A 20,537-nucleotide genomic window follows, 5' to 3' on the forward strand; every position below is an offset into this window, starting at 1 on the left:
CCGGGGCGTCTCGCAGTCCTCACTGACCGCTGCGCGCCGCCCACCATTCGCGAAGGGCATCCTCGGCTTCGTCGCGGCTGAGCGGTCCACGGTCCAGGCGTAGCTCCTTCAGATGACGCCACGCCTGTCCGACGATCGGACCGGGCGGCACGCCGAGGAGTTCCATGATCGCGTTGCCGTCGAGGTCGGGCCGGACCTTCTCGAGATCCTCGGCCGCCTGTAGGTCGGCGATCCGCTGCTCGAGACTGTCGTAGTTCTGCTGCAGCCGCCGGGCGCGCCGCTTGTTGCGGGTGGTGCAGTCGGCGCGCACCAGCTTGTTCAGCTTGTCGAGTAGGGGACCGGCATCGGTGACGTACCGGCGGACGGCCGAGTCGGTCCACGCGCCGTCTCCGTAACCGTGGAAGCGCAGGTGCAGGAAGACCAGCTGCGCCACGTCGGACACCACCGCCTTCGGATACTTGAGTGCCCGCATCCGTTTGCGCACCATCTTCGCGCCCACGACCTCGTGGTGATGAAAGCTGACGCCACCCCCCGGTTCGTGCCGCCGCGTCGCGGGTTTGCCGATGTCGTGCAACAGGGCCGCCCAGCGCAGCACCAGGTCCGGATCGCCGTCCTCGAGATCGATGGCCTGGCGGAGCACGGTCAGGGAGTGCTGGTAGACGTCCTTGTGCTGGTGGTGCTCGTCGATGGTGAGCTTCATGCCGGGCACCTCGGGCAGCACCCGCTCGGCCAGACCGGTCTCGACCATGGCGTCGATCGCCTCGATCGGGAACTCGCCGCAGATCAGTTTGTCCAGCTCGGTGCGGATGCGTTCGACGGTGATGCGTTCGATCTCGCCGTTCATGTCGGTGATCGCCTGCCACACGCGCGGCGCGAGCCGGAATCCCAGCTGAGAGACGAACCGCACGGCGCGCAGCATGCGCAGGGGGTCGTCGCCGAAGGACTGTGCAGGCGTGGCGGGGGTGTCGATGACCCCGGCCAGCAGGGCGGTCATCCCGTCGAGCGGGTCCCGGAAGTCCTGGGCGCCCGCCGAGCCGATCCGGACCGCCATCGCGTTGACGGTGAAGTCCCGTCGGATCAGGTCGTCGTCGAGGGTCTTGCCGAAGGTGACCTCGGGATTGCGGCTGACCTGGTCATATGAGTCCGCGCGAAACGTCGTGATCTCGATCAGGTGGTCGCCCTTGCGGACCCCGACCGTGCCGAACTCGATGCCGACGTCCCAGAACGCGTCGGCCCAGCCGCGGAGGAGCTGCGACACCGTTTCCGGGCGCGCATCGGTCGTGAAGTCGAGGTCGTTGCCCAGACGCCCGAGAACCGCGTCGCGCACCGAGCCGCCCACCAGGTACAGCTCGTGGCCGGCGGTCTCGAACAGCTTGCCGAGGGGCACGAGGACGTCGTCGAGGTCGCGCAGTGCGATCGCCGCGGCGGCGAGCAGGCGGGTGCGCCGTTCCGGGTCCGCCGAGTGCACCTGGTCCGGCTGGGCTGCCCCATTCCGGAATGGCCCAGACGCCGCCGCACCGGACGAGGAAGTGTCGTTCACGGCTTGCCACCCTACCGTCGTGACCCGCGACGACGACGCCGCACAGCTCGTCGGCGACGACTCATACACCCCCGGCGCACTCGCGACACTGCGAATCCACAACCTACGCGCCCTCGGAGGCGTCCGGACAAACTGCAGGTGACCAGCCGCTAGCATCGTGGAGTGTCCACCGATTCCTCGACCAACCCTTCAGACGTCAGCGGCGTCTCGTCGGGTGCGCACGGTGAGGGTGGCGGACAAGGCGAGCAGAATGCCTCCGGCCAGGGGCGTCGTGCCCGGCGCGGCCGACGCCGCCGGGGCCGGCGCAAGTCCGAGAACCGAGGTGCGGCGCCCGCTCACACCCCGACGGCGCACAGTCCGCACGGGCACAAACAGGGCGGTCATGCCCAACCCAAGAACAAACAGCCGACTCCCGGCCAGGCGGGCTCGCGGCCGGGCCACAAACCCGGCTCGCCCAACCCGGCCTCCGAACCGGCACCCAGCACTCATCACCCGACTCCCAATGACCTCGCCCGCGCCCGGGCCGCCGATCCCGCGTGCCCGGATCCGGTCGAGGCCGAGCCCGTCGACAAGCTCCCGGTCGATCCCGATCGTGCGCGACCCCGCGTCACCCCGCCGAAGCCGTCGGACATGGTCGCCGTCAGCGCCAAGCTGACCAAGACCGGTTTGACCCAGGCCGGCGGCAAGGCGTCGAAGGGTCGACGGCGCGCGGCTCGGGCCGACCGTGCGTCCGAACGCCCGGCTGCCGAGCGCGCCCACCCCGACCGCGCGGGCAACGAGAAACTCCGCACCGTGCGCGAGACCTCGGCAGGGGGGCTCGTCATCTCCGACCTCGACCTCCCCGTCGACCAGCTGTCGGCCGCGCTCATCGGTCGCGTCGACCGTCGCGGCCGCACCATGTGGTCGCTGCCCAAGGGACACATCGAAACCGGCGAGACCGCCGAGCAGACCGCCATCCGCGAGGTCGAGGAGGAGACCGGGATCCAGGGCACGGTGGTGGCCCCGCTCGGCAAGATCGACTACTGGTTCGTCAGCGAAGGTCGTCGGATCCACAAGACCGTGCATCATTACCTGCTGCGGTGCACGGGCGGCGAGCTGTCCGACGCCGACTACGAGGTGTCCGAGGTGGCCTGGGTGCCGTTACACGAGCTCCCGCGTCGGCTCACGTACTCTGACGAGCGGCGACTCGCCCGGATGGCCCGGGGTGTGATCGCCGAACTCGCCGCCGACCCCACCCGGCTGGCCCAGTCCGAGGCCGACAGCATCCGCACCGAACCCAACGCCTATGAGAAAGCCGCCGCCGCGCGCAACCAGCGCCGCAACGAGCCACCGCCCCCGGTTCGTCCGCGCCGGCGCCGGCGCCGTCCACGACGGCCCGCGGCCGGCGATGGCTGAGCCGCGCCCGTCCGCCGCCGAGCCCCGTTCGTCTCGTTCTCTCGCCTTCTCGCATGCGCTGCGGTCCGGCGCGCTCGCGACGCTGGCCTCCGCCGTGGTCCTGGCCGTTCTCGGTCTGATGGTCCTGTCCGGCGCGGTGGGACCGGCGTCGGCGGCGCCGGAGACGGCCACCAGCGATTCCGACGCCGGATCCGGCGCGTCGGACCGCTCACCGAGCCGCTTCGCCCGCATCGTCATCGATTCGATGACCCCGAACATCGTGACCACGACCAGCCGGCCGGTGGTCACCGTCAGCGGACGCGTCGACAACGTCGGCGACCGGTCCATCACCGACCTGACCATCCGGCTCGAGCGCGGCGATCCGGTGGCGTCGGCCGCGGGCCTGCGCACCGACCTCGCCGACGACGATCCGGCCGTCGCCGTGGCCGGCCCCTTCGAAGCGCTGTCCGACTCGCTCGCCCCTGGCGAGAGCGTCGGCTTCCGCATGTCGATGGCACTCTCGGCCAACAACGGTCCCGACGGCCAGGGCCTGGCCATCTCCCAGCCCGGCGTGTACCCGATGCAGGTCAACGTCAACGGCACCCCGGAGTACGGCAACACCGCGCAGGTCGCGGGATCGCGGATGCTGCTGCCGGTGTTGTCCCTGCCACCCGACGACACCCGGTCCGCCGGTTACGTCGACCCGTCCATCGAGTACTCCGACGCCGACCCGGTCGTCGGGCTCGGGCCGGACGGGTCGGTGTCGGCGAACCTGTCCAGTCCGGCACGCATGACGATGGTGTGGCCGTTGGCCGCCCCGCCGCAGCTCGCGCCGGGTGTGCTGGGCGGCAACACCGAACCGGTCCGGTTGATCAACGAGAACATGGCGCGGTCGCTCGCCGACGGCGGCAGACTCGCCGAGCTACTCGCCGCGCTGCAGCGGGTCGTCGGGGAACCCCCACCCGCACAATCGGATTCGGTGACATCGGACACGCCGCCATCCGAGACACCGGAGAACCCGGAACCGAGCGCACTGCCCGGTTCGGAGAAGCTCGCCGACAGCATGTGCCTGGCGATCGACCCCGACCTCGTCGTCACGGTGCGCGCGATGTCGCTGGGGTACGAGGTGTCCGACAATCCCGCCGATCCGAGGTCGACGACCCGGCCCGGTAGCGGCGTGGACGCCGCCGGTCGCTGGCTCACCGGCCTGCGATGGATCGCGCAGCGGATGTGCGTGGTGGCCCTGCCGTACGCGCAGGCCGACCTCACCTCCCTGACCCGGATCGGCAACACCGGCCTCACCGAGGCCGCGCTGCGGTCACCGGCCGACATCATCGACACCGTGCTCGGCGTCCGGAGCGTGCGCGGTCTCTCGATCCCCGCCCTGGGGGCGATCGACGCCGACGGCGCCGCCGCCCTCACCGAGGCCGAGATGACCGCGACCGCGGTGTCGTCGAACTCCGTCGCGCCGGTCGGTCGCCGCGACGCCGCCGGCCGCTACCGGATCGGTGACCTCGCCGCCCAGACCTACGACGCACCTGTGACCGCCTCGTTCGCCGCGCTCGGTACGGCGCCGTCCACCCCCGCTCTGACGCCTCCGAGTCAGCGCGTCGACCTGTCCGACGAGTCCGAGGGAAGCAGGCGCCAGAGCGCGATCGGTGCCCTCGCCTATCCCGCGATCGCCGCGCCGGAACCCGGTCCGACCGCACCCGGGGCACGCCCGTCGCCCGACCCGGTCGTCGGCAGATCGGCGTTCCTGATGCCCCCGACGTACTGGTCGCCCACGTCCGCCGACGCCGAGGCCCTGTTCACCACCGCACGGCTGCTCCTCGAATCGGGTGCCGCGACACCGGCTCCGCTGTCGACGCTGGCCGCCGACCTCGGTTCCGCGCCCGAGCAGGCGCGGCTGATCGACCCGCCCGGGGTCGGTCCGGTGGGCGAGGTGGGCTCGGTGCTGACGAGCGACGCGACCGGATCGATACGACGCAATGTCGAGGACAGCTGGCAATTCGAGGGCGCCCTGGTGCGCTCGGCGGATGTCGCCGCCACCCCCGAGCGGTACATGTCGCCGCTGCGCGAGGACCAGCTCCGGGCGATCCGCTCCCCGGATGCCCAGGGGTCGGCCGTCTACACCCACCTGCGGCGCGCGCAGACCGAACGCATCGACGCCGTCGCGTCGACCCTGTACCGGATGTCGCAGTCGGTCACCATCCTCGATCCCGGCGGTCGTTACACGCTGGCTTCCGAGCGGAGTCCGCTGCTGCTGGTCGTGAGCAACGACCTCGCGCTCCCGGTGCGTGCCCGGATCACCACGTCCGAGCCGGCGGGCATCGAGATCGGCGACCTCGGGGTGATCGAGATCCCGGCGCGCGGAACCCGGCAGATCCAGCTGCCCACCCAGGGCGACGCCTCCGAGGCGATCAGTGTGCAGATCCGGTTGTCGACGGTCACCGGCGTGCCACTGGGCCAGCCGATCAGCCTGTCGGTGCACACCAACGCGTACGGGAAGCCGCTGTTCTACATCACGATCATCGCTGCGGCAGCGCTGGTCCTGCTCACCGCGCGTCGCCTCTGGCATCGTTTCCGCGGCCAGCCCGATCCCGCCGACGCCGACCGTCCCGAACCCGACGAACTCGAGCGAATGCTTGCCGGAAGCGGGTATCAGGAGCGACGCCGTACCCTGCAGAGCGAGGGTCGGACGTACGGCGAGGAACCGGGCAATGACCCTCCATGACCGACATCAGACGACCCGAGGACGGCGGCCCTAGCGACGTGACCTGGAACGATGAGCCGCGTGCACCGCGGTCGGGGACACCCGGCCCGGTGCCGCCCCAGCGTCCCGAGCGCGCCGCGCCCCGGCGGATTCCGCCGAACCGGGTTCCGGGTGGCCGGGTCCCTCCGACGCGGATCCCGCCCGGGTCCCCGGACCCGGGACCCACTGCGCCACGGCCTGCCGCACCACGATCGCCCGACGCGCGGTCCGCGGCCCCACGACCCGCGCCGCCGCGACCGGGCGGGCGGGCACCCTCGGCTCCGCGTCCGCCCGCGCCATCGGCACCTACTCCACCGGCACCCACGCCGGCCCGGCCGGACGTGTCACCGGCCCAGAACAACACGCGGGTCATGACCGCGTCCGACCCCCGCCGACCGTCGAACGGTCCGGTGGCCGCCGGCGCGGTGTCCGTCCAGAAGGCACCCGACGAGAAAACGCCCGAGGGCAAAGCGCCCGACGGGAAAGCGTCGTCGACCGGTCTGGCGCGGGACTCGGACTCGAGCATCCTGCGCACCAGCGGGTCGATCGCGATCGCCACCCTGTTCAGTCGCATCACCGGCTTCCTGCGGACCGTGCTCATCCTCGCGATGCTCGGCCCTGCCATCGCCTCGGCGTTCCAGGCGGCCGACGTGTTGCCGAACATGATCGCCGAGGTCGTCCTCGGCGCCGTGCTGACCGCGATCGTCATCCCGCTGCTCGCCCGGGCCGAAGCCGAGGACGACGACGGCGGCGAGGGTTTCATCAACCGGATCTTCACCATCACCGTCGTCGTCCTCGGGACCGCGACGGTCGTGGCGGTGATCGCGGCACCGCTGCTCACCTATCTGAATCTGGGGGACGGGCAGGTCAATCGCGAGCTGTCGACCGCGCTCGCCTACCTGCTGCTGCCGGAGATCCTGTTCTACGGCCTGTCCGCGTTGTTCATCGCGATCCTCAACCTGCGCGGCTACTTCAAGCCGGGTGCGTGGGCGCCCGTACTGAACAACGTCGTGCAGATCACCACTCTCGTGCTCTACGCGGTGGTGCCCGGCGAGATCACCCTCAACCCCGTCCGGATGTCCGATCCGCAGCTCCTGGTGCTCGGCATCGGTTGCACGACCGGTGTCGTGCTCCAGGCGCTGATACTGGTGCCGTTCCTCCGCAAGTCGGGGGTGCGGCTGCGCCTGCAGTGGGGGATCGACGCGCGCCTGCGCCAGTTCGGGAACATGGCCGTCGCGATCGTCGCGTATGTGGCGCTGCTCCAGGTCGGCCTGATCGTCACCTACCGGATCGCATCGTCGGCCGACGCGTCGGGCGTCAGCATCTACTTCACCCACTGGCAGTTGTTGCAGCTTCCGTACGGCGTGCTGGGCGTGACCATCCTGACCGCGATCATGCCGCGACTGTCGCGCAACGCCACCGCCGACGACACCAAGGCGGTCGTCGACGATCTGTCCCTGGCGACGCGACTGACGATGGTCGCCCTCGTGCCGGTCGTGTCGTTCATGACGTTCTTCGGACCGGCCATCGCCATCGCCGTCTTCAACTTCGGCAAGTTCGACGCCGCCTCCGCGTCGCAGCTGGGTTCGGTGCTGTCGTGGGGTGCGTTCACCCTCATCCCGTACTCGATGACCCTCGTCCAGCTGCGCGTGTTCTACGCCCGCGAGGACGCGTGGACCCCGACGTTCATCGCGCTGGGCATCACCGTGGTGAAGGTGGTGTCGTCGTACCTGGGGCCGGTGCTCTTCGACGATCCCGAACTCGTCGTGCGCTGGCTCGCGCTGTCCAACGGGTTGGGTTATCTGGTCGGTGCCGTCGTCGGGCACTTCCTGCTCCGCAGCCGTCTTCGCGGGGCCCGGCTCTCGGATGTGGCACGCACGTCCGTCGTGACCCTGGCTGTCTCGATCGGGGTCTCCGCCACCGTGTGGGCGGTCGCGAAACTCACCGGCCTCGACGACATGATCGGCTGGCTGGGCAAGGTGGGGTCGGTCCTCTACCTCGGGCTGACCGCCGCGGTGGTGCTCGCGGTGACCTACGCCGGTCTCGCCGCGGCCCGCGTACCGGATGTCGTCGCGATCGGGCTGGCCGTACGCCGTCTGCTCGGCCGGTTCATCCCGGCGCTCGCCCCGCCGCCGCAGCCCGAACGTGAACAGTCACCGGCGATCACAGTTCAGTTTCCGCGCGTCACAGGCGACGAATCGCTCCCGTACTCTGGTCAGGTACAGGTGCTGCGCCGCTTCGACAGAGGTACCGCGACGTGGCAGTCGTACTCCGTACACTCCGGTGGCGCGATCGGCGCGACCCGGGATGTGCGCCCCATCCCCGAACGCGCGCCGGTACCGCGCGACATCAGATACCGCAGGAGAGGAGTCCGTCGCGTGAGTGACAGTGAGGTCGACACCACTGCTGCCACCGGGCCGCCCGCCGCGCCCAGAGCCGGCGACGCACCCACTCCACCGACCCCGACTCCCGCCGCCGAGACCGGTGCGGCCGACAGCGCGGCGAGCCCACGCCGGCGCGGACCACGCCTCATCCCCGGTGCTGCGGTCGCCGGCGGCCGGTACCGACTGCTCGAGCAGCACGGCGGCACCCGCGGTCTGCAGTTCTGGCGGGCCCAGGACATCAACCTCGACCGTGAGGTCGCGCTGACCTTCGTCGACGCCGAGCAGCTCGCACCGCCGCCCGAGCGTGGTCAGGCCGCCAAGATGTCCGATCAGGGACCGCAGGCCGTGCTGTCGCGCACCCTGCGCCTGGGCCAGATCAACTCCGACGGGGTGGCACGGGTCCTCGACGTCGTCCGCGGATCGTCGGGCGGCATCGTCGTCGCCGAATGGGTGCCCGGATCGTCCCTGGCGGATGTCGCCGGGTCGGGACCGTCGCCGATCGGCGCCGCGCGGGCGGTGCGTTCACTCGCCGCGGCCGCCGAGATCGCCCACCGCTCCGGTGGCGCGCTGTCCATCGACCATCCCGACCGCATCCGCATCAGCCACGACGGCAATGCCGTGCTGGCGTTCCCCGGCACCCTCGCCGGGGACGACAAGGCGTCCGATGTCCGCGGCCTCGGTGCCGTGCTGTACGCGCTCCTGCTCAACCGCTGGGCGCTCGATCCCGCGGACGGGTCCCGGCTGATCACCACCGCCGACTCCACCGAGCCCGTGGGTGGGATCCCCGTGGCCACGCCCGGTGAGGACGGACAACCGGTCGAGCCGCGGCTCAGCAAGCCCGACATCCCGTTCGAGATCTCGGCGGTCGCGGCGCGCGCGCTCGACGGTTCCCGCGGGATCCGTACCGCGGCCACGGTCCAGCACGTCCTCGATCAGGCCACGGTCGTCGACCTGAACACCGACATGTTGCCGGCCATCACCGACGCCGACGCCCCGCCGCCGGTGAGCGTGGCGCCCCGACTGGGTGCCGGCGGCGACGAGAAGCCACCGCGCCGCAACCTGGCGTTGCTCATCGGCGCCGGACTCCTCGCCCTGTTCATCGTCATCGCGCTGATCGTGGGTGCCACCAACATCTTCGGCGGCAGCAGCGGCTCGAGCGACATCGACTCGATCCTCACCACGACCGAGCCCTCGCCTCCGCCCGGCGCCCAGCCGCCGCCGACGCCCGCGGCTCCGGCGGCCCCGCAACCCATTGCGCTGCAGTCGGTCTCGGTCGTCGACTTCTCCGCGCAGACGCCGGACAACTCGGCGAACGTACGCAACGTGATCACCGGCGCCGCCCCGCCGTGGCAGACCGACAACTATCGCGGACGTCCGGACTTCGGTGGGCTCAAGCCGGGGCTGGGCCTCATGTTCGACCTCGGAGCGGAACGCCCGGTGCGGTCGGTCACCATCGAGAGTCCGACGCCCGGGATCAGCGTCGAGATCCGTACGTCACCGTCGGCGCGTCCGGCGTTCGCCCGGACGACGACGGTGGCGTCGGGTCAGGTGGACCAGGCGTCCACCACGATTCCGATCGCGCAGCCGCCGACCACCCGCTACGTCATGGTCTGGCTCACGAGCCTGCCGAGTTCGGGGAGCGGATACCAGGCCGAGATCTCGCGCGTCACGATGGCCGGCTGACGTACCGGTCGAGCACCTGACCGCGCCCCGCGATTATCGGCGCGTGCAACTCGAGGTCCGAGTTACGACCAACGAGTATGAACGACGACGGCACTCGGGTACGAGCGGGGCATGACGCGGAACCATCGGCGAGGTCTCCTGTACCGCTGCCCTCGACACCAGTGTCGAAATCCGCAGGCGCCGCGAGTGCGAAGAGCGCCCGACTGCCCGAACTCCGGCTCGAACACCTGGTCCGGGAGGCGACACGCCTGTTTCAGGAGTTCGGCTACCGCAACGTGAGCATGGAACAGATCGGTGCGACGGTCGGACTGACCGGGCCTGCGTTGTACCGACATTTCCCGTCCAAGCAGAACATCCTCGCGCAGGCGTTGACCGCGCAGGTGCGGACCGTCAGCCGGTTCATGGCCGATGCGCAGGAGCGCGGTGGCACTCCCGAGGAGCAAATCGGGTTGTTCTTCGACGCATTGGGTGACATGACCGCGCATCAAGATGTCTCCATCCTCTGGAACCGCGAACGATTGCACCTGGAGCGATCGGGCCTGTCCGAGTTGAATCGCTCCTTCGGGGGACTCGTGGGCACGCTGGCGGCGAAGATCAGCGCCGCCCGACCCGCGGTCGACCCGGCGGGCGCGGAGCTACTCGCGACCGCTGTCCTCAGTGTGTACTCCAGCACGGCCCGGATGCGTGGCTCACTGTCGGCCAAGCGCCTGATGCAGGTCCAGCGAGCGCTCACGGACTCGATTCTCGACTGTGACCTGGCCACGGCTCCCGTTGTGGTGGGGACAGATGACGCACGATCACGCCGAAGTCCGATCGCCCGACGCGAACGAATCCTCGACGTCGCGACCGAGTTGTTCTTCGTACGCGGCTTCCGGAACGTTCGTATCGACGAGATCGCCGCCCACGCGGGCGTCTCGGTGGCGACCGTCTATCACGAGCACGCAGGGAAGACGGAGATCTTGTGGACGGTCATCCGTCGAGGCATCGAAGGCTTGTTGGGGACGTCGATCGCGGCACTCGACCGAGCCGCCGTCGGTGACACGCTCGACGTGCTCCTGCGCGTGTTCGTCGACTACTCGCTGGGCCCCAATGGGCGGGTGCTGGCCGTGGCAGTTCGGGACGCGGTGTATCTGCCGGGAGCCGACCAGATCTCTCTCGGCCGTACCACCTCGGACTACTCCGCCGAGTGGACTACTGCCATCCGCGTGCGTACGCCCAGCCTGTCACAGGCCGATGCCAAGGCACTGGAGCAGGCTCTGGCCGGGTTCGCCGGCCACGTGATCTCGTCGCCCGAGCTCCGCTCTCGGCCCGGCATCGACGGGCAATTGAGGAAACTGGCATACGCCATCCTGATACCGAGCGCCCGTATCTGACCATGACGGTTACCTCCGCCGCCCTACGGTACTTACGCGACAGCCTGACACGCGAGAAGCGTAGGTCCGACCCCCGGGGGCTCGGGCGCTGCGCCGTTCTCGGGGCGACGGTGGTGGCAGCAGGGCTCGGAAACCTGTTCGCGGCGGGCTCAGATGCACGAACCAGATTGCGTGAGTTGAGGTCTGGCCCATGAGCTTGGCGATCAGACCGGCGGTGCTCGGCTCCAGAGCCCTCACGGTGGACTCGGTTGTCGTGGTGTCGACCTTCTTCGTCACGGCCGGGGCAGGGATGCTCTACTGGTGGTCGCCGCTCGGGTCATCCCGCCACACGAGCTCGGCATCCAGACCGCGCTCATCCCACTCGTCACGACGATCGGCACAGTGACCGCATATGGCGCCCGACCGACCTCGCCTCTGAGGCCGCTCCGTCAGACGCGTTCCGCGGATGCGCCAGTCGTCCCCGCCACCTGCTCCCCGACCAGGTCGCGCGGCGTCCATCCCGGCGGCCCGAAGACGTAGCCCAGGCGGGCGCGCCACGTCGACGCACCGCGCACATCCCGCACGATCGCCGCATATTCGTGCGTCTGCAGTCGCAGGATGTTGTATGTGTCCACCGGTTTGGTCAGGCCGTAACGGGGCCGACGGATCTCCGGAGCGAACGTGCCGAACATCCGGTCCCACAGGATGAAGACCCCGCCGTAGTTGCGGTCGAGGTACTCGGGGTCGCAGCCGTGGTGTACCCGATGATGCGACGGTGTGTTGAGCACGAATTCGACGGGTGCCCAGAGTTTTCCGATCCGCTCGGTGTGAATCCAGAACTGGTAGATCAGATTCAGCGAGTAGGCGGCGAACACCAGTGCAGGCGGGATGCCGAGGAGCGGGAGCGGCATCCACATCAGCACCGCGGCGCTGATGTTCCACTTCTGCCGCAGCGCCGTCGCGAAGTTGAAGTACTCGCTGGAGTGATGCGCCTGGTGAGTAGCCCACACCAGCCGGACCCGGTGCGACACACGATGACTCCAGTAGAAGAGGAAGTCAACGCCCACGAATGCGATCACCCACGTGTACCACTCGTCCGCGGGCAACTGCCACGGGGCGACATAGGCGAACAGCACGCTGTACAGCAGGAGTCCTAGGAACTTCCAGAAGGCGCTGGTCACGATCGACACCAGTCCCATCGAGACGCTCGACCGCGCGTCCCGCGAATCGTAGGCGCCCGGCGGCGCCGTCTCGGTGTCATCGTGCTCGAGCTTGGCCGCGGCGAACCACTCGATGGCCAGCAGGGTGACGAAGAACGGGATCGCGAGCACGGTCGGCTCACGCATCGGCTCCGGCAAGAATTCCAGCACGATTGTCCCCTCACAGCAGTATCTGACACGACGCCATGTCACTTACTTCTGACAAGGTAACGTGTCAGAAGATCCGCTGTAAAGACCCGGGAGGGAGCTCGCGTGACAGCCGTGCCGGACCAGACCCCGTCGACGGGGACCCCGCCCGGACGACGCTATGGCGGGGCCGACCCGACGCAGCGGCGAGAACGCCGCCGAGCCGCTCTGATCGCGGCCGGGCTCGACGCCTTCGGAACCGACGGATACGCGAACGTGTCAGTGAGGGGGATCTGCGACCTCGCCGGGCTGACGCAGCGATACTTCTACGAGTCCTTCACCGACCGCGCCGCCCTGCTCGTCGCCGTGTACGACGACTGCGTCAACTTCGTCCGGGCGGCGACCGTCGATGCCGCAGCGGAGATCGCCGGCGCCGCCCCCGGATCATCGGACTCGGCGGAAGGCGTTGCCGCCGAGCGTGTTCCGGAGGTCACACGAGCGGCTCTCGGGGCGTTCATGTCCTGCCTCGCCGACGATCCCCGGCGCGCGCGTGTGATGCTCGTCGAAGTGGTGGGTGTGTCCCCGGAGATCGAGCAGGTCCGCATGCGCGCGATCCACGACTGGGCCGCGCTCATCCTGGCACTCGCTCGTGGCTCGCGACCGACGTCGGACCGCGAACGGCTGGCGTCGGTGGGCCTGGTCGGAGCAGTCACCCAGCTTCTCGTCGACTGGTACGTCGCCGGTGCGGGGGAGGCCGACGCGGAACGCTATGCGCTCGACGAGATCCTCGACGTCTGTGTGGAGCTCTTCGTCGCCGCCTACGGCCGGCTTCTGACCTGACCCTTCGAGGCTGCTCCCATATCCGCAAGAACTACAGAACCGCTGCTGTGTGGGGTCAAAACGATGCCCTCCCTCTGCTCCCTAATCCGAAAGGACGCCCTGCCCCCTGCTCCCTGAGGAGCGCCCGGAGCTCAGGGAGCAGTGGTTGGGCTCGCTCCAACACAACGGATTCCTTCGTAGCCACGACGGCCGCCAGGCCGCAGATACTGAGGTGCGAGGAGCGCAAGCGACGAGCCACGAAGACATCCCAGGGGTGCAAGGTGTCAAGCGGCGAGGTTGGCGCGGTGGTTCCAGGCGGTGTGTTCGTTGTAGAGGGTGCGGTGTTTGAGGCAGCCGTGGAGGATGCCGATGAGCCGGTTGGCGAGCGCACGCAAGGCTTGGGGGTGGGACTTCTTCTGATCTCGCAGGCTGTCGTAGTAGACGCGGGCGCCGGGACTGCCGGTCAGCGCGCTTTGCGCCATCGCCATGGCGGCGGCGTTGAGGCGGGTGTTGCGGATATGGCGGGCCAGCACGACGTGCCCTTTGCCTGAGGCGATGGTCCGTGGTGAGGTGCCGGCATAGTTTCTGCGAGACTTGGCGGTGGCATAGCGTTCGGGGTCGTCCCCGAACTCGCCAAGCATCCGGGCGCCGGTGATGTCACCGACTCCGGGCATGGACAGGTAGATCTCGGCGTCCGGATGCGCTCTAAAAGACTGGGCCATACTGGTTTCCAGTTGATCAATTTGGGTGTTGAGCGTCGTCAGCATGTTAACCGTCACGGTCACGGTCGCCGCATACGCTGCGGTAAGTGCCTCCGGTGCGCTCAGATGACCGCCCCCACGCAGGGCCTGCTGGATCTCGCGGGCACGGGTATCGGTATTGCGTTGGCGGCCACCCTTTTTCAGAGCTGATCGGATCGCCGCGACCGTCAGTGCCGCTCCCTGTCGTGGGGTGGGAGCGCGACGCAACACCGCCAGGCAGTCTTTGTGGGCGAGGTCGCCGCCGAAGGCATCGACCGCGGCCGGATAGTAGGCGCCCAGTTGAGCGCGCAACACGTTCTGTTGTGCTGAGCGCGCCCACACCAGATTCTGATGCGTACGGGCCATCACCGTGATCGCCTTGACCTCGACGGTGTCGGCGGCGACCAATCGATGATTGTGCCGGTCGGTCCGCACCAGATCAGCCAGCGTTTTCGCGTCAGCCTTATCGGATTTGGTGCCCCCGACATGGTGGCGGTCGCGGTACCGCGACACCGACAACGGGTTGATCGCATACACCTGATAGCCCGCGGCGACCAGGGCGGCGACCCACATGCCGTGATCGGTTTCGATCCCCACCACCACCTCAGAGGGGTCGTGGGCGAACCGGGCGAGCAGGTCATGCATCGCCGTCACGCCGGCCGCGTTCTCGGGTAGTCGGCGGGTGGCCAGGGTGGTGCCGTGTTCATCCATCACGCACACGTCGTGATGATCCGACGCCCAGTCGTTGCCCACACAGATCATGTCGGTCGTTCACCTCGTCTTCGGTCGTCTCGATCGATCGTCGGTGTGAACCTTGGGGTGATCACCCTTGACGCGGCCTAATGGATCAGTGCTCACCCCACATGGTTCAGGGGGCACGACATCCCAGAAGCGTTCTAGCGGGTGATCCTTACCCGGCCGGGCCACGGTCTTCGTGTAGAAATCCGACACCGTTTCAGGGTCTCGGAGTGGTCACCGGCCGGGAAGGCTCACACAAACCAGCATCCCCTGCAGGACGCCGATCCACCCCCATTAGGGTTGATGCGCCCGCGGCTGTCGTTCGTTCGGATCGGGGAGCAAGGGCGTGCCGAAAACGCTCCTGAACCACGCGGTCGGCGTGTAAGTTCTCCTGCAACTGCGCTGCGACGGTCGGACAGGGGCCCGGGAGGTGTCCGGTGAGCACTGCCGAAGAACGTGCGAGACAACTCGAACTCGTTGCGCGACTGCACTCCTCGTATCCCGAGCTGCCGGATGCCCCGACGCCCGATCTTCTCGACCACGATCGCTTCGTCGCCTACATGAAGCCGGTGCACGACGTCGGGGGTGAGCCCGACGCACCGATCACCTACGAGGGCAAGGCGTACGAGGAATGGGAGCACATGACCTATGTCATGTGTGAGGTGCTCGCCTGGCGCGGGATCTGGTTGTCCGAAGAGCGGCGTCGGATCGGCAACGTCGACGTCGGTCGCGCGGTCTACCTCGGAATCCCGTATTACGGACGCTGGTTGCTGGCGGTCGCCAGAATTCTCGTCGAGAAGCACCACATCGCGCTCGGCGAGCTCAGTGAACGCATGCTCGAGGTCCGGGAGCGATACGCGGGCGGACTGGACGGCCGGCGTCTCGAGGCCCGCCCGCGCAGCGTCGGCGACGGATCCGACGTCCCGCGGAACACACACCATCGGCACGCGATCGGAATCGGCGACCCGCAGATCTACGCCGGGCGGGCGGGCGACGCCGCGTTCGGCATCGGGGACCGGGTCCGGGTCCGCGAGCTGCCCGTCCTGTTGTACACGCGGACACCGGAATACGTCCGGGGCGCGGTCGGCGAGGTCGCGGCCGTCGCCTACGAGAGCCCAGCGCCCGAGGACGAGACCTGGGGTCTCTCCGACGCCCAACCGGAGTGGTTCTACGTGGTCCGGTTCACCATGGGCGACCTCTGGCACGGGTACACCGGGCCCGCCGACGACACCCTGCAGACCGAGATCCCCGAACGCTGGCTCGAATCCGCCGGCGGAGAGGACGACCGCCGATGAGCGACGATCACCACGACCACGACCGGACGGTCAAGCCGATGGTCGACGAGATCACCGACTTCGAGGTACTCGAGATCGCGCTGCGCGAGCTGTGCATCGAAAAGGGACTCTTCACCGCCGAGGAGCACCGCCGCTTCACCGAGTTCGCCGAACAGATCGGGCCGACGCCCGCGGCGACGCTCGTCGCCCGGGCCTGGCTCGACCCCGAGTTCGAGCGGTTGGCACTCGACGACCCGATGGCCGCCAGCAAAGAGGTCGGCGTCGACTGGCTCGAACCGACCGGTTTCGGAACACCCAGCGATTTCACGGCTTTCGAGATCCTCGCCGACACCCCCACGATCCATCACGTGATCGTGTGTGCGCTGTGCTCGTGCTATCCGCGCCCGATCCTGGGGAACTCGCCCGAGTGGTACCGAACGCCGAACTACCGTCGCCGGATGGTGCGGTGGCCGCGACAGGTGCTGTCCGAGTTCGGACTCCAGCTCCCGGAGGGTGTCTCCGTACGCGTGCAGGACTCCAATCAGAAGCACCGCTTCATGGTGATGCCGCAGCGCCCGGCAGGCACCGACGGATGGACCGAGCAGCAGCTGTCGGAGATCATCACCCGCGACTGCCTCATCGGAGTCGCGCTCCCCAGACCGGGTGTCACCACCAACGTCGTCTCGACCATCCGTCCGGCCGTCCACCCGGCGGGGGAGTAGCCGATGACCGAGGACGGACGCACCGGATCATCCCACGGACCACTCGAGGAGATCGTCGACCGGAACCAGGTGTGGCACCGGATGGCCGCGAAATACGGTGTGGAGAACCCTGTTCCACCGTGGAAGACGAGCCTCGACGGTCTCTGCGATGCGCTCGACCGGGTCGCCGATGCCACCGCGGTGAACGCGGGTACCCCCGGCGTCGTCGAACGACGCGACGAGGAGGACCGGCTGTCGGCGACCATCTACGCCGACCTGCCCTACCCTGAGAACCAACTGGTCGCCCTGGCACACACACTGCTCGACCGCGGGGTCATCGACGAGAGTGAGTTGCGAACGCGGATGGCTGCGGTGCGCGCCCGCCTGGAGTCCTGACCGGCCGGCCTGAGGACAGATCCGTCATCCGGCGACAGCTGTGCACAGCCGTCGCTCCAACGGATGACGCGGTGTCGGCTCCACTACTCTCAGCCCATGCCCGGGGGGAACGACGCGATCGACACGCGTAGCGACGAGCAGCTTCTGCACGCTCACCTCGCCGGCGACCCACACGCCTTCTCCGATCTCATCAGCCGCCATCTCGATTACCTGTGGTCGGTGGCGCTGCGGACCAGCCAGAATCCCGAGGATGCCGCAGACGCGTTGCAGGACGCCCTCTTCGCCGCGCATCGGACCGCACACGACTTCCGGTCCGATGCCAAGGTGACGAGTTGGCTGCACCGGATCGTCGTGAACGCCGGCCTCGATCGCATCCGACGGAACAAGGTCCGCAGAACCGTGCCGCTGCCGGAATGGGACGTGGTCTCCATCGCCGACACCACCGACGACATCGCCGCCGTCGACCTGTCGGTGTCGATCGGGCGTGCATTGCACGTCCTCCCCGAAGGGCAACGAGCGGCCATCGTCGCCGTCGACATCGAGGGTTACACGGTCGCCGAAGCGGCCGAGATCCTCGGTGTCGCCGAGGGCACGATCAAGAGTCGATGCGCTCGCGGCCGCCTCAAACTCGCCCAGGTCCTCGGACATCTGCGGAGCGGCTGACCCGTCATCACCCCGACTGGTCCATCCCGTTCCCGACAGATCGCGGCCGGGGGGAACCGAACCGGGGCGGGCCGCGTCCAAGTATCCGACGGATCGCGACCAGGAGGCCACCTCCTCTGACCCGACTCCGCTCGTGAACCACGCCGAACCGAGCCGAACTCAACGAACGCCCGCCATCCCCCGGAATGGAAGACTGACACCATGACCCCTCGGGGACCAGACGACCACGAGACCGGCGATCTACCGGACCCGCCGTATTCGGCGGAGATCCTCGCCGACCTGCACGCCGGTGCACTGCCCGACCGGACAGCCGCACACATCCGTTCCCGCATCGTCGATGATGTTGCCGCGCAATCGATCCTGGCCGCGCTGGATCACACCTCCGACGATCTGCGCTCCGCCCGTCCGGCGCCCGCGCCCGTTCCCGACCAGGTCCGCGCCGACGTCGCGACCACCCTCGCCGCGCTCGGCCGGGATCCCGCACCGGTCGACATCTCGGTTGCACGCCGAGGGCGTCGACCCGCCCGCTCCCGATCGCGCGACGACCGTCGATTGGCCGGCCGTCTGTTACTGGCTGCCGCCGCGGTCATCATCGTCGCGGTCGGAACGGTCGGAATACTGCGGCTGGTGTCGGCGCCCGATGCGACCGGTCCCGGGCAGACACCGCGCGCCCAGTCGTCGTCGGTCCCGACCCCGGCGGGTCCCGCGGGCGTCGCGACCGCACTCTCGGTCCTCGGTCGTACCGACGGGGCACCGTTCGGTTCCGTGGAGGCGCTCCGCCGCTGCACCGCCGCGCACCTGGTACCGGTCGAGGTGGTGATCGTGGGTTCCGGTCGCATCCTCGTCGACGGCACCGGGGCCGCCGCGATTCTCTTGTCGACGGGCGTGGCAGGACGTTTCGACGCGCTGATCGTCGGCCTCGACTGTGACCTGGGAAATCCGGCGCTGATCTCACGGGGCATCGTCGGCGGGTGACCGGCACGTCGCGAGGCCCAGGGTTGCGCCGACCGGCCGGGGCACGCGTCGCGTCCGCGGGAACATCTCCGCCTACCCTGGTGTTGAAGCAGCCGTGACCCGCCTGGACTGGGCGGGTCTCGCTAAACCCACAGCACGGAGGACAAGTGAGCCAGCCAGAGACCCAGCAGATCCACGAGTTGATCATCATCGGATCTGGTCCTGCCGGGTACACCGCAGCGATCTACGCCGCACGCGCCGAGCTATCTCCCATCGTCTTCGAGGGCACCCAGTTCGGTGGCGCCCTGATGACGACCACCGAGGTGGAGAATTTCCCCGGTTTCCAGACCGGTATCCAGGGTCCGGCGTTGATGGACGAGATGCGTGAGCAGGCCATCCGCTTCGGCGCCGACCTGCGCATGGAGGACGTGGACACCGTTCGGCTGACCGGCCGGATCAAGGAGGTCGAGGTCGGCGGGGAGATCTACCGGGCCCGCGCCGTCATCCTCGCCATGGGCGCGGCGGCGCGCTATCTCGGCATCGAGGGGGAGCAGCAGCTCCTCGGCCGCGGTGTGTCGGCCTGTGCCACCTGTGACGGTTTCTTCTTCAAGGACCAGGACATCGCCGTCATCGGCGGCGGCGACTCCGCGATGGAAGAGGCCACGTTTCTGACCAAGTTCGCGCGAAGTGTCACGCTGGTCCACCGTCGTGACGAGTTCCGGGCGTCGAAGATCATGCTCGAGCGCGCACGTGCCAACGACAAGATCCGTTTCGTCACCAATGCCGCGGTGCAGTCCGTGGTCGGCGACAGTTCGGTGTCGGGCCTGAAGGTCGAGGACACGCGCACCGGCGAGGTCAGCACCCTCGATGTGACCGGCATGTTCGTCGCGATCGGCCACGATCCGCGCAGCGAGTTGGTCCGCGGGCAGGTCGACCTGGATCCCGAGGGTTACGTCCTGGTCCAGGGACGTACAACCCTCACTTCTCTTCCCGGCGTGTTCGCCGCCGGGGACCTCGTGGACCACACCTACCGACAGGCCATCACCGCCGCGGGCAGTGGATGTTCGGCGGCCATCGACGCCGAGCGCTGGCTGGCCGAGCAAGGTGAGGCAGCCGACCTCAGCGTGGACGACGCCGAAGCGGCCTCCGTTTCCGAGATCGACGCTGTTCAGGCACCCGCCTGAACCGTCAACCACTCACCACCTGGGCCACCCGGCCCGGTCCGACCAAGGAGATCAGATCATGGGTGCACACACCGTTGCCGTCACCGACACCACGTTCAAGGACGCCGTTCTCGGCGCCGACAAGCCGGTTCTGGTGGACTTCTGGGCCACCTGGTGCGGTCCCTGCCGCATGGTCGCTCCGGTTCTCGAGGAGATCGCTCGCGACCACGGCGACAAGCTGACGGTCGCCAAGCTCGATGTCGACGAGAGCCCGTCGACCGCGCGTGACTTCCAGATCATGTCCATCCCGACCATGATCCTGTTCGACAAGGGTCAGCCGGTGAAGACGATCGTCGGCGCCAAGGGCAAGGCCGCCCTGCTTCGAGAGCTCGACTCGGTCGTCGGCCAGTCGGCCTGACGACCTGCGATTCTCCGCACATCGACGCGACAGTCCGACGGGTGAACGACGTTGCCGTTCCACCCGCGGACTGCTTGCGTTGGTAGTGTCGGCCGTGGTCTCGACCGGAGACCCCTGCACGCCGGATCACACCGATTCGGCTCCGTGCAGTTTGGTGTAGTGAAGTCCAGCTGCGAGAATGCAGGCTGACGTTTCACCGGTGTACCGCTTGGCTACATCGGACATCGCGCAGAGCCGCAC

The 20,537-nt window shown here is 68.7% G+C and carries 16 protein-coding genes; 13 read left to right on the top strand and 3 right to left on the bottom strand.

Features of this window, described 5'->3' with window-relative positions:
- Positions 1-19: 19 nt before the first annotated feature.
- Positions 20-1,468 carry a CCA tRNA nucleotidyltransferase gene (locus tag LEL84_RS14365; RefSeq protein WP_058253767.1) on the bottom strand — a complete coding sequence of 483 codons (1,449 nt, stop codon included), beginning with the start codon at positions 1,466-1,468 and terminating at the stop codon, positions 20-22.
- Between the two features lie 91 nt (positions 1,469-1,559).
- Here LEL84_RS14365 and LEL84_RS24750 point away from each other — a divergent pair, with 91 nt between their 5' ends.
- The 5 genes from LEL84_RS24750 (at position 1,560) to LEL84_RS14385 (ending at position 11,106) form a co-directional block, all read left to right on the top strand.
- A complete protein-coding gene (locus LEL84_RS24750; RefSeq protein ID WP_264186656.1) occupies positions 1,560-1,682 on the top strand; it encodes a hypothetical protein in 123 nt (40 codons plus the stop codon).
- Between the two features lie 20 nt (positions 1,683-1,702).
- The gene (locus LEL84_RS14370; RefSeq protein WP_137809152.1) at positions 1,703-2,935 is read left to right on the top strand and encodes an NUDIX hydrolase; all 1,233 of its coding nucleotides are present in this window, start codon (positions 1,703-1,705) and stop codon (positions 2,933-2,935) included.
- A 118-nt stretch (positions 2,936-3,053) separates the two neighbouring features.
- Positions 3,054-5,648, top strand: coding sequence for a DUF6049 family protein (locus LEL84_RS14375; RefSeq protein WP_226514325.1), 2,595 nt, complete (start codon positions 3,054-3,056; stop codon positions 5,646-5,648).
- A gap of 389 nt (positions 5,649-6,037) precedes the next feature.
- A complete protein-coding gene (locus tag LEL84_RS14380; RefSeq protein ID WP_226511993.1) occupies positions 6,038-9,733 on the top strand; it encodes a murein biosynthesis integral membrane protein MurJ in 3,696 nt (1,231 codons plus the stop codon).
- Between the two features lie 161 nt (positions 9,734-9,894).
- Positions 9,895-11,106, top strand: a complete 1,212-nt coding sequence (locus LEL84_RS14385; RefSeq protein ID WP_226511994.1) for a TetR/AcrR family transcriptional regulator — start codon at positions 9,895-9,897, stop codon at positions 11,104-11,106.
- Between the two features lie 428 nt (positions 11,107-11,534).
- Here LEL84_RS14385 and LEL84_RS14390 read toward each other — a convergent pair whose 3' ends face one another.
- Positions 11,535-12,455 (bottom strand): sterol desaturase family protein, encoded by a 921-nt coding sequence (locus LEL84_RS14390; protein WP_226511995.1) that lies wholly within the window; start codon positions 12,453-12,455, stop codon positions 11,535-11,537.
- A 102-nt stretch (positions 12,456-12,557) separates the two neighbouring features.
- On the opposite strand from LEL84_RS14390, the gene LEL84_RS14395 reads away from it, so the two are divergent.
- Complete coding sequence (locus tag LEL84_RS14395; RefSeq protein WP_226511996.1) at positions 12,558-13,271, top strand: TetR/AcrR family transcriptional regulator; 714 nt, start codon at positions 12,558-12,560, stop codon at positions 13,269-13,271.
- Positions 13,272-13,534: 263 nt separating this feature from the next.
- Here the strand turns inward: LEL84_RS14395 and LEL84_RS14400 are convergent, their stop codons facing one another.
- Positions 13,535-14,752, bottom strand: a complete 1,218-nt coding sequence (locus tag LEL84_RS14400) for an IS110 family transposase (protein ID WP_159369979.1) — start codon at positions 14,750-14,752, stop codon at positions 13,535-13,537.
- A 413-nt stretch (positions 14,753-15,165) separates the two neighbouring features.
- Between LEL84_RS14400 and LEL84_RS14405 the strand changes: the two genes are divergently transcribed.
- The 7 genes from LEL84_RS14405 (at position 15,166) to trxA (ending at position 20,297) form a co-directional block, all read left to right on the top strand.
- Complete coding sequence (locus LEL84_RS14405; protein WP_065630854.1) at positions 15,166-16,023, top strand: SH3-like domain-containing protein; 858 nt, start codon at positions 15,166-15,168, stop codon at positions 16,021-16,023.
- Positions 16,020-16,724, top strand: coding sequence for a thiocyanate hydrolase subunit gamma (gene scnC / locus LEL84_RS14410; protein ID WP_065630853.1), 705 nt, complete (start codon positions 16,020-16,022; stop codon positions 16,722-16,724). The genes LEL84_RS14405 and scnC overlap by 4 nt, the downstream gene beginning before the upstream one ends.
- Before the next feature lie 3 nt (positions 16,725-16,727).
- A complete protein-coding gene (locus LEL84_RS14415) occupies positions 16,728-17,099 on the top strand; it encodes a thiocyanate hydrolase (RefSeq protein WP_065630852.1) in 372 nt (123 codons plus the stop codon).
- Between the two features lie 96 nt (positions 17,100-17,195).
- Entirely contained in the window at positions 17,196-17,762 is a 567-nt protein-coding gene (gene sigM / locus LEL84_RS14420) for an RNA polymerase sigma factor SigM (RefSeq protein WP_058252981.1), read from the top strand.
- A gap of 201 nt (positions 17,763-17,963) precedes the next feature.
- Positions 17,964-18,737: a hypothetical protein gene (locus LEL84_RS14425; protein WP_068970784.1), complete on the top strand. Its 774-nt coding sequence runs from the start codon at positions 17,964-17,966 to the stop codon at positions 18,735-18,737.
- Between the two features lie 146 nt (positions 18,738-18,883).
- Positions 18,884-19,900 carry a thioredoxin-disulfide reductase gene (trxB, locus tag LEL84_RS14430; RefSeq protein ID WP_137809140.1) on the top strand — a complete coding sequence of 339 codons (1,017 nt, stop codon included), beginning with the start codon at positions 18,884-18,886 and terminating at the stop codon, positions 19,898-19,900.
- 58 nt (positions 19,901-19,958) lie between these two features.
- Complete coding sequence (trxA, locus tag LEL84_RS14435; protein ID WP_058252984.1) at positions 19,959-20,297, top strand: thioredoxin; 339 nt, start codon at positions 19,959-19,961, stop codon at positions 20,295-20,297.
- Positions 20,298-20,537 lie beyond the last annotated feature (240 nt).

Source organism: Gordonia sp. WA4-43, assembly GCF_020520305.1.
GTDB lineage: Bacteria > Actinomycetota > Actinomycetes > Mycobacteriales > Mycobacteriaceae > Gordonia > Gordonia hongkongensis.

What these genes read in the sequence shown, in the direction of transcription:
- LEL84_RS14375 (WP_226514325.1), top strand. Translation starts at nt 3,054, where the DNA reads ATGGTCCTGTCCGGCGCGGTGGGACCGGCGTCGGCGGCGCCGGAGACG.
- LEL84_RS14415 (WP_065630852.1), top strand. Translation starts at nt 16,728, where the DNA reads ATGACCGAGGACGGACGCACCGGATCATCCCACGGACCACTCGAGGAG.
- trxA (WP_058252984.1), top strand. Translation starts at nt 19,959, where the DNA reads ATGGGTGCACACACCGTTGCCGTCACCGACACCACGTTCAAGGACGCC.
- LEL84_RS14425 (WP_068970784.1), top strand. Translation starts at nt 17,964, where the DNA reads ATGACCCCTCGGGGACCAGACGACCACGAGACCGGCGATCTACCGGAC.
- scnC (WP_065630853.1), top strand. Translation starts at nt 16,020, where the DNA reads ATGAGCGACGATCACCACGACCACGACCGGACGGTCAAGCCGATGGTC.
- LEL84_RS14380 (WP_226511993.1), top strand. Translation starts at nt 6,038, where the DNA reads ATGACCGCGTCCGACCCCCGCCGACCGTCGAACGGTCCGGTGGCCGCC.
- LEL84_RS14400 (WP_159369979.1), bottom strand. Translation starts at nt 14,752, where the DNA reads ATGATCTGTGTGGGCAACGACTGGGCGTCGGATCATCACGACGTGTGC.
- sigM (WP_058252981.1), top strand. Translation starts at nt 17,196, where the DNA reads ATGCCCGGGGGGAACGACGCGATCGACACGCGTAGCGACGAGCAGCTT.